Genomic DNA, 10,236 nt, shown 5'->3' with positions numbered 1-10,236 from the left:
CGGCGCCCGCGCGCCTCGCCCCCGCCCCCCCCCTCCCCCCCCTCGGCGGCCGCGTGCGGGGGGTGCGGCCGGGGGCGGCGGTGGGGGGGCCCCCCCCCCCCCCCCCCCCCCCCCCCCCCCCCCCCCCCCCGGGTCCGGGTAGAATGCGCCCGTTCGGGTGTCCGTCCTGGCTACAGCCAGGAGGATTAAACGGGAAGCCGGTGCGCCACGTCGTGGCAAGGCCGGCACTGCCCCCGCAACGGTAAGCCCCAGGGGATACCACCCCGCCTGGCCGGCCATAGCCACTGCCTGAGAAGGTGGGAAGGCGCCGGCAGTTCCCCGTTCGTGCGGGGTGAGGCAAGTCCGGAGACCGGCCCGAAACGCCCCCGCGCCAGCCATGGCCGCGGGGTCGACCTGTTTCGGACGATTCGCGGCGGGCGGATCCGGACAGCCCGGGTCTCGCCCGTGCGCCGTTCGCCTCTCCCGTGACCGTCCTTGTTGTGAGACTTGCCGGTAGCCGGCATAAGGACGAACCATGAAGAAGACCCTGCTCGCGACGGCCCTGCTGTCCTCCATCGCCATGGCGCACGCCGCGGATGCCCCGGATAACCTCCCGGCGGTGGTCGTGACCGCGAACCGCGCGCCCACCCCGCTCGACGAGGTGCTGGCACCGGTCACGGTCATCACCCGCGAAGACATCGAGCGCCTGCAGCCGATCAGCGTCCAGGACCTGCTGACGGGCCTGCCCGGCGTGGTCATGGCGAACACCGGCGGCCTCGGCCAGCAGACCTCGATGTTCATGCGTGGCACGAACTCTGCCCACACCCTGGTGCTGGTCGATGGCGTGCGCGTCGGTACCGTCGGCGCCGGCCTGCCCGCCTACGAGCAGCTCCCGGTCGAACAGATCGACCACATCGAAGTGGTCCGTGGTCCCCGCTCCACCCTGTACGGCTCCGACGCCATCGGTGGCGTGATCCAGATCTTCACCCGCCATGGCCAGGCCGGCGAAGCGCCGACCCCGTCGGTGTCGGTCACCGGTGGCAGCCATGGTTACACCGCCGGCCAGGTCGGCGTCTCCGGCGGCACCACGCATGGCTGGTACAACGCCAGCCTGGGCGGCCAGTACACCGCGGGCATCAACGCCTGCCGCATCGGCGCGGGCACGGCCTTCAAGGGCTGCTTCACCGACGAACCGGACCACGACGCCTACCGCACGTACAACGGCGCCCTCTCCGGCGGCTACCGCTGGGATGACGGCACCGAGCTCACCGGTAGCTGGCTGCGCAGCAAGGGCACGATCGAATACGACGGTGATTTCCAGAACCTGACCCGCCGTTCGCAGCAGGTGGCCGGCGGTAAGCTCAGCTTCGACGCCATGGCCGACTGGCGCATGTCGGTGAGCCTGGGCCAGAACCAGGACCGCGCGGACAATTACCTGAATGGCGCGGACAAGACCCTCGACTTCGTCAACTATGGGGTCGACAAGGCGCGCGTGGGTTACCTGTACTCGAAGCGCAACCAGGCGGCCTGGCAGAACGACTTCACGCTGGCCCCGGGCCAGACGCTGAGCGCCGGCGTGGATTACCAGCAGGAGAAGCTGGACAGCGACACCGACTACCTCAAGACCACGCGTAACAACACCGGTGTGTTCGCCCTGTACCAGGGCGTCTTCGGTCCGCACGAGATCCAGCTCTCCGCGCGCCACGACCACAACACCCAGTTCGGCAACCACACCACCGGCGCGGCGGCGTATGGCTTCCGCTTCGAGAACGGCATGCGGATCACCGCGTCGTACGGCACAGCGTTCCACGCGCCGACCTTCAACGATGAGTACTACCCGTACGGCGCGCCGGTCGCGCTGAAGCCGGAGAAGTCGCGCACCGCCGAGATCGGCCTGAGCGGCGCGCCGGGTATCTGGAACTGGGCGGTGAATGCTTACCAGACCAAGGTGGATGACCTGATCGGCTTCGACGCCGCCTTCCTGCCGATCAATGTCAGCGAGGCTCGCCTCCGTGGCCTCGAAGGGCAGCTCGGCGCCGATGTGGATGGCTGGCATCTTCGCGCATATGCCACGCTCCAGCAGCCTTTGAATCGTGACAATGGCTCGCAGAAGGACAATCTTCTGGCCCGCCGCCCGCGCCGCACCGGCCGTGTCGATCTCGACAAGGACCTGGGCATGTTCACGCTCGGCGGGTCCGTGTACGCGGCCGGCTACAGCTACGACGACGCGGCGAACACCACCCGCCTCGGCGGCTATGCGACCGCTGACCTGCGCGCGACCTGGCATGTCGACAACGCCTGGAGCGTGCAGGGCCGGGTCGCGAACGTCGCGGACAAGCGTTACGAGACCGCCGCGTACTACAACCAGCTGGGCCGCACGTACTACCTGACCGTGCGCTTCGCGCCCGCTCCGTAACAGCTAACGCAGCACCATTGTAGGAGCCCACCCTGTGGGCGACATGTTTCGCCTCGACGCAACAGGCCCTGTTGCCCATCCGCGAACGGCGTCGCCCACAGGGTGGGCTCCTACATATTTCCGAAAGCCTGCTTAAACAGTCATCCCCTGCCTTTCGGCAGGGGGCTGACGGACGGCACAGGCGACACGAAGGGCCCTCACGGCATAAAGTGCGCGGCGCGGGGCGTCCCGCTGTCACAGGATGTGTCGTGAACTTTTTTGCTCCCTTCATTCGCCGGCCTCGTGGAACGTCGCTGCTCGCGGCGGGCCTCACGCTGGCTGGCATACTGGCTTACATGCTGCTGGGCGTGGCCGCGCTGCCCTCGATCGAGGTGCCCGCGGTATTCATCCAGGCGCAGATGCCGGGTGCCAATGCGCAGACGATGGCCAACACCATCATCGCGCCGCTGGAACGCCACCTGGGCCAGATCCCGGGCGTGGACCAGATGTATTCCAACAGCTCCGAGGGAGCCGGGTTCGTCCGCGTCCGTTTCACCATGGATCGTTCGACCGATGCGGCAGCGCGCGATGTGCAGGCCGCCATCAACGCGTCGGTCGCCGACCTGCCGGCCGGCATGCCCAGCCCACCGCAATATTTCAAGTTCGATACCGGGCAGATCCCGGTGCTGCTCGTTTCGTTCACCTCGAAGACCATGCCGGCCGACAAGCTGTTCGACGTGGTCGACACGCTGATCCGGCCCACGGTCTCGCAGATCGATGGTGTCGCGCGCGTCCAGGTCTTCGGCGGCACGCCGCATGCGGTGCGCGTGGAGCTGGACACCAATGCGCTGGCGACGAAGGGCCTGACCGCGAACGATGTCTCGAACGCGCTGCAGGCGGCCAACGTCAATTCGCCGCAAGGCCTGCTCTCCGACGGCCGCTCGCAGATGACGGTCATCGCCAACGACGGCCTGCGCGAAGCCGATGACTTCGCGCACATCCTGATCGCCATGCGCAACGGCGTCCCGGTACGCCTCTCTGACATCGCCACCGTAACCAGCGGTCAGCAGGATATCTTCCAGAAAGCGTGGTTCCAGGGCGAACGCTCGGTGACCATGCAGATCAGCAAGCGGCCCGAAGCCAACTCGATCGAGACGGCCAATGCGATCCGTGCGGCGCTACCGCGCTTCCGCGCGATGCTGCCGGCGGATGCGGTGGTCACGCCGATCTTCGACCTCACCCAGACGACCCAGTCGGCGCTTCACGAGGTGAATGTCGCGCTGATGATCTCGATCGTGATGGTGTGCCTGGTCATGCTGGTGTTCCTGCGCCGGCTCGGACCCACGCTGATCGCGACGCTGAGCGTGCCGCTGTCGCTGGCGGGCGCGTTTGTCGTGATGTGGAGCCTGGGCTACACGCTGAACACCATGTCGCTCATGGCGCTCGTCCTGTGCATCGGCTTCGTGGTGGACGATGCGATCGTCGTGATCGAGAACATCGTGCGCCACATGGAGAACGGATCCGGGCCCATGCCCGCGGCGCTGGAGGGCGTCCGCGAGATCGGTTTCACCGTTATCTCGATCACGATCTCGCTGGTCGCCGTGTTCGCACCGTTGTTGTTCGGCAACAACATGATCACCAAGCTCCTGCGTGAGTTCTCGGTGACCCTCGCGGCAGCGGTGCTTATCTCCGCCGTCGTCTCGCTGACGCTGACGCCCGCGCTGTGCGCGCGCTACCTGAAGCATGACGAGCCCGACCGCGTGCCCGGCCGCATGGAAAGGGCCCTGGAGCGTTTCGACAAGGGCTTCCTGCGCCTGTACGAGCGTGGGCTCGACTGGGCGATGCGCCACCGCCGGATCATGCGCTGGCAACCGATCACCCTGCTGGTCGCCACGTTCCTGCTTGCCATGGCCGTGGTGAAGACCGCAGGCGGCAACTTCATGCCCGATGAAGATACCGGCATGCTGCAGGCCGAGATCAATGCCGACGCCAACATATCCCCGGACGAGATGACCCGGCGCCTGAATCGGGTGGCCGAGATCATGCAGAAGGATCCGACCGTCGCCGATGTCACCGCGATCCTTGGCGGGGACAATGGCGGTGCCGTGGGCAGCAACGGCCTGATGTTCATCGACCTGAAGCCGAAGGGGAACGGCCCCGGCCAGCGGAAGGAATCGATCAAGGAGATCATGGACCGGATGGGCAAGGAGTACGAGAAGATCTCCGACGTCCAGGTGTTCTTCAACCCGGTGCAGTTCCTCGGCGGTGGCGGCGGTAACAGCAACCGCGGCCAGTATTCGTTCCAATTGATCAGTACCGGCGGCCAGAGCCTCGAACCGTGGACGCTCAAGCTCGTACAGATCATGCGCGGCATGAAGGAATTCCGCGACGTCGGTAGCGACTTCGATGTGGTGGGCAAGCAGCAGATGCTACAGGTCGACCGCGATGCGGCCAGCCGGCTGAAGGTCGGCATGGGCATGATCGATACCGCGTTGTACAACGCGTTCGGCCAGCGCCAGGTGTCGGTGATCTATTCGGATATCAACCAGTACTGGGTGGTCCTCACGGCCGCCGCCGCGCAGTCGCTTTCACCGGATGCGTTGTTGAATACCTACGTGAAGAACAGCGTGGGCAACATGATTCCGCTGAGCGCTGTTGCGCACATCGCGCCGCGCTCGACACCCAGTGCCGTTACCCACCAGAACCAGCTTGAGTCGGCGGATATCACGTATAACCTCGCGCCCAAGATCACCCCGGACAAGGGCAACACCCTGGTCGAGCAGGCCGTGGCGCGGCTCAACCTGCCTGAAGGCGTGCGCATGGACTTCACCGGCGCGAACCAGCGCCTGAAGGATGCGCAATCCAACGGCATGGTGCTGCTGATCGGTGCGATCCTCGCGGTCTACATCGTGCTGGGCATCCTGTACGAGAGCCTCGGCCACCCGCTGACCATTCTCTCCACGCTGCCGGCGGCAGGTGCGGGTGCGTTCCTCGCGATGCTGATCACGCAGACGCAGCTCACGCTGATGGCGATCATCTCCGTGCTGCTACTGATCGGTATCGTGAAGAAAAACGCGATCCTGATGGTGGACTTCGCACTGACCGCGCAACGCGAGAAGGGCATGTCGCCGGTGGAGGCGATCCGCCAGGCCGCGCTCGTCCGCTTCCGGCCGATCACGATGACGACGCTGGTGGCGATGGGCGCGGCGCTGCCGCTGGCCATCGGTTTCGGTGTCGGCTCGGAGATGCGCCGCCCGCTCGGTATCGCCATCGTCGGCGGCCTGCTGGTGTCGCAGCTGCTCACGCTGCTGAGCACCCCCGCGATCTACCTGTGGAACCACGACCGCAAGGAGCGCGTGGCGAAGCGGAAGTACCGGCGGATGCTGAAGCGCCGGTACAAGACCTGGAAGACGATCCGGAAGCTGCAGCCGGTGTGATGCGTAGGAGCCCACCCTGTGGGCGACGCCGTTCGCGGAAGCGCTACAGGGCCTGTGGCTTTATCGCGAAAGCTGTCGCCCACAGGGTGGGCTCCTACGGTGGTTGGATCAGGCGTGCAGCACTACTGCCGCCAGGCTGCGCACGTAGTCGCGCACATCTGCGGGCCACGCTTCGGTCAGGGCATGGAAACGCTCTGCCTCGCGCCGGTGGAACGCGCGCGAGGCTTCTTCATACCCGGCCAGGTTGCCGGCCAGCGCCAGCATCACGCGGTCCACCGCTTCGCTGGCCTGGCGGACGCGGTCGGCATCGAGGTTCTCGCGGCTGGCGCTCTCGACCAGGCGGCGCAACGCCACCGAGGCACCGCCGGGCTGGCTGGCCAGCCAGTCCCAGTGGCGCGGGAGCAGGGTGACTTCGCGCGCCACCACGCCGAGCTTCGGCCGGCCCGGTCCGCGGCGAGCCGCCGGGGCGTCGTCGGTCGCGGGTAGGCGGGCAAGCACCTCATGGGTGGTTCCGCGGTAATCGACATCCACCGGGCGGCCGGTGCTGTCGTCGTAGATGATCGGGCTGGCGTTCGGTTCGCTATCGAGCAGCGCCTTGCAGCGTTCGGCCACGATGGGCAGCGAACCCGCGGCGAGCCGGGTGGTACCGTCGAACGCGGTGAAGTTCAGAGGCATGGGGTCTTCCTGTAACCGGGACCCGCCAGATATTACCCGGTAAAAATTAGCCGTCAATAGTGCCCGGGTAAAATATCCGACCTAATGGACGCCCCAGGCGTAGCAGTCCATGGAAAGCACGCCATAGGTTATGCCGCCATCGATGACCAACGGCTTGTCGTTGCCTGCCGCGGCCGCCGCGACCAGCAGGGGCAGGTAATGCTCGTCGGTGGGGTGCGCGCGCAGCGCCGAGGGGGCGTGGGTGCGGTAATCACGCAGCGCCTCGGTGTCGCCGGCGAGCACGGCGGAGCGCGCCCAGGCGGCGAAGGCCTTTGCGTACTCTTCCGCCTCACGGGTCACCCGCGCCTCGCGCAGGTTGTGCGTGAGGCTGCCCGAACCCACCACGGCCACGCCGCGGTCGCGCAAAGGGGCAAGCGCCTTGCCCAGGCGCAGCGCGGAATCGACATCGAGGTTGTGCGGCATCGAGACCTGGAGCACGGGGACATCCCCACGCGGGCGCAGGTAGCGGAGCGGCACCCAGGCGCCGTGGTCCAGGCCACGCTCGCCATCGACCAGGGCAGTGAACCCTTGCTCGATCAGCAGCCCCGCAGTCTCGGCAGCCAGCGAAGGCAGCCCGGGGACCGGGTAGGTCAGCGTGTAGAGCTCGGGGGCGAAACCGCCGAAGTCATGGATCGTCGCGGGGCGCGGCGCACCCATCACGCGCACGCCGCAGGTCTGCCAGTGCGGCGACACCACGACGATCGCCGTGGCGCTATCCAGCCGCTCGCCCAGCGCCGTCAGCTGGCTGCCGAGCAGGCCGGGCTCCAGCGCGAAGGTGGGAGCGCCGTGGGAGACGAAGAGGGCGGGTGCGCGTTGCATGGCGGGTGCCTGGGTGTGCGTGGGGATAGCCACCAATGTAGGCATCGCGGCGGCGCGGATAAATCACCGCGCGGCGAACGGATTGTTCAGCGGGCGAACGCTGGCGCCCGGCCCAGCTCGTCGAGCGGCACCGGCCGCGAGAACAGGAAGCCCTGCATGGCGCGGCAGCCCTCGCGCTCGAGCCATTCGCGCTGGCTCTGGGTCTCCACGCCCTCGGCGACCACCTGCAGGTTCAGGCTGCGGGCGAGGAAGATGATCGAGCGGCAGATGGACGCGTCCGCCGTGTCCTCCAGCAGCGTGGTCGTGAAGTGCCGGTCCACCTTCATCTTGTCGAGCGGCAGGCGCGACAGGTAGGTGAGGTTGGAATAGCCGGTGCCGAAGTCATCCAGCGCGATGCTTACGCCCATGGCGCGCAATTCATGCAGCGTGCGGATCGCGCGCTCCGGTTCGTGCATGAAGGCGCTTTCGGTGAGCTCGAGTTCCAGCGCGGAGGCGCTCGCGCCCGTTTCGCGGAGCGCCTGGCGGACCTCCGAGACGAGATCCGCGTGGGCGAGCTGTTGCGCGGAGATGTTCACGGCCACGCGGCAGCCTTCGCCCAGGGCTTCCACCACGCGGCGCTGCTGGCGGCACGCTTCGCGCAGTACCCACTGGCCGATGGGGACGATCGCGCCGGTTTCCTCCAGCAGGGGAATGAGCTGGTCGGGCCAGGCGAGGTCGCCCGGTGCCGTGGGCCAGCGCAGCAAGGCCTCCACGCCGATCGGGCGGCCGGTCAGGCTGTCATGCTGGGTCTGCCACGCCAGCGCCAGTTCCTGGTCGAGGTTCGCGGGGGCCAGGCGGCTGATCACGGTAAGCCGCGCCATCGCGGTCGCGTGCATTTCCGCGGAGTAGCGCTTCCAGGTGTGTCGGCCGGAACGCTTGGCGTCGTACATCGCCGTATCGGCGTTCCGGATCAGCGTATCCGCATCCGCGCCGTCGCGCGTGGCGAAGGCTACGCCGATGCTGCACTTCAGCCGCTGCAAGGTGCCGCTGACTTCCAGCGGCTCCTCGATGGCGCGCTGGATCCGTGGCAGCACGTCGAGCGCCTTCGCGGGCGGCCCGGTAAACGGAAGCATCGCGACGAACTCATCGCCGCCGAAGCGGCCGATATGGCCGAGGCCGTCGAGCGTATCGCCCAGCTTGATCGCCACGTCGCGCAGGACCTGGTCGCCCAGCGCATGGCCGAGGGCATCGTTGATGAACTTGAAGTGGTCCAGGTCGATGAACAGGACCATCAGGCCGCTGTTATCGCGGACGGCATCGTGCACGAGGCCGTCGAGCTGCTCGCGCAACGCCCGGCGATTGGGCAGGCCGGTGAGCTCGTCATGCGTGGCCTGGTGGTTCAGGCGTTCTTCGTAAAGGCGCTGCTCGGTCACGTCACGCACGATCACCAGCGTGCCGCGGCCGCGCGAATCCTTGTAGTCCGAAAGCGCCAGCTCCGCTTCGAACGGCATCCCGCGCATCGGTTCCAGCCATGCGGTAACGCCCGCGTTTTCACCGCTGCCCGCGCGAATCGCGGCCAGGGCGTCGCTGTCCATCAGCGCGGACGCGTCGCGTCCGGTCAGGGTTTCGCCGCTCGTGCCCAGGCGTTCCTCGGCGAGCGGGTTGGCGAAATCGATCCGGTCATCGCGCACCACGAGCAGCGGCACCGGCATGCGTGCGAGCAGCTTGCGGTAGGCCGCCTCGCTGGCGGCGAGGTCGCGATCGGACTCGCGCAGGCGCTGCCGCGTCTCGTGCAAGGCGGTGATCTCGCTGATCGTGCCGGCGAGGACCGGCGTGCCTGCCTCGTTGGTGATCCGCGCAGCCCGCAGGTTCACGCGCACTTCGTTGCCATCGGGACGGCACAGGCGGTGTTCCATCTCGTAGGGGCCATCGCCGTGGGCGAAGCGGTCGAGCCAGGCCACGATGGCCGCCTGGTCTTCCGGGTGCACCAGCTTGTAGTACGTCCCCAGCCGTCCGCCCATCTGCGCCAGCGGCAGGCCGGTGATTTCGTGCACGTGGCCGGTCCACAGGATGGTGCGCGAATGCAGGTCGGCTTCCCACAGGCCGATGTGCCCGCTGCGCTGTACGTCGCCGAGGTGGCGCGCGCTGCGCGTGAGCGCTTCCAGCAGGGTGCCCTGGTGGCGGTAGGCACGCCCCAGCCATGCCGCCACGCCATTGAGGATGAGCAGGAGGATCAGGGTGGCGAGCACCGTGGCCTGCGCCTGGTGCAGCCACTCGGCACGGATGGCGGTGCGATCGATGCCGACGCGGACCACCAGGGGATACGTCGCCGATGCCGTCCAGGCGTAGGTGTAATCGCCTTCGTCGTAGCTGCCGCTGCCGCCCGGCGCGATGTCGTGGAGCGTCCACTGCTGGGCCAGGCCGGCGCGGTTGGTCGCAAACAGTTGCCCGCTCGTCGAGAACACGCTGAGCACGCCGGTGGCGCTGAGCATGGAGTGGCGCAACATCTCGCTGGCGCGCTCGCCATCGATGCGCGCGCCAAAGCTCGCCGGTTCCGCGACGCGGGAATCCACCACCACGCGCACGGTCGGCGCCAGGCCGTCATGCGCGGCGGTCACGCTCACCCGCACGCTGGCGCCCAGGGCATGGTGCCTTGGTGCCGCGAGCGCACTCCGCCAGTCGGTCGGGCGGGGAGGCCGGGTGTAGGCAATGACATCGCCGGCCTGGGACATCGCCACGAGGTTGCCCAGCTCAGGGTGCCGTGCGTGTACCTCGGCGAGGGCCGTCTGCAGTGGGCCCGGATCCGCGCTGGTCACGCCGATGCGCAGGGCCAGCAGCGGGCCGAGGGTGGCATCGATGTCCTGGTCGAGCGTGCGGATGACGCCGGAGGAGGCGCCAGCGATCTGCCGCTGG

5 protein-coding genes and 1 riboswitch are annotated in these 10,236 nt (G+C 67.8%); of the genes, 2 read left to right on the top strand and 3 right to left on the bottom strand.

What is annotated here, in order from left to right; all coding sequences use genetic code 11:
- The first annotated feature begins 138 nt into the window (after positions 1-138).
- Positions 139-372, top strand: a riboswitch (cobalamin riboswitch).
- Between the two features lie 142 nt (positions 373-514).
- Positions 515-2,395: a TonB-dependent receptor domain-containing protein gene (locus ACTHLF_RS08885; protein WP_440326678.1), complete on the top strand. Its 1,881-nt coding sequence runs from the start codon at positions 515-517 to the stop codon at positions 2,393-2,395.
- A 248-nt stretch (positions 2,396-2,643) separates the two neighbouring features.
- Positions 2,644-5,811 (top strand): efflux RND transporter permease subunit, encoded by a 3,168-nt coding sequence (locus ACTHLF_RS08880; RefSeq protein ID WP_440326676.1) that lies wholly within the window; start codon positions 2,644-2,646, stop codon positions 5,809-5,811.
- A gap of 108 nt (positions 5,812-5,919) precedes the next feature.
- Here the strand turns inward: ACTHLF_RS08880 and ACTHLF_RS08875 are convergent, their stop codons facing one another.
- The 3 genes from ACTHLF_RS08875 to ACTHLF_RS08865 form a co-directional block, all read right to left on the bottom strand.
- Positions 5,920-6,486: a DUF2239 family protein gene (locus ACTHLF_RS08875; protein ID WP_440326674.1), complete on the bottom strand. Its 567-nt coding sequence runs from the start codon at positions 6,484-6,486 to the stop codon at positions 5,920-5,922.
- 81 nt (positions 6,487-6,567) lie between these two features.
- Positions 6,568-7,344 carry a dioxygenase family protein gene (locus ACTHLF_RS08870; protein WP_440326673.1) on the bottom strand — a complete coding sequence of 259 codons (777 nt, stop codon included), beginning with the start codon at positions 7,342-7,344 and terminating at the stop codon, positions 6,568-6,570.
- 86 nt (positions 7,345-7,430) lie between these two features.
- Positions 7,431-10,236, bottom strand: a 2,806-nt coding sequence (locus tag ACTHLF_RS08865) for a putative bifunctional diguanylate cyclase/phosphodiesterase (RefSeq protein ID WP_440326671.1), incomplete at its 5' end; no start/stop codon positions are given.

Origin of the sequence: Luteibacter sp. (assembly GCF_051958795.1) — a bacterium.
Classification (GTDB): domain Bacteria; phylum Pseudomonadota; class Gammaproteobacteria; order Xanthomonadales; family Rhodanobacteraceae; genus Luteibacter.
The sequence above is the reverse complement of the archived record's forward strand: the minus strand, read 5'-3'. Positions and strand labels throughout refer to the sequence as shown.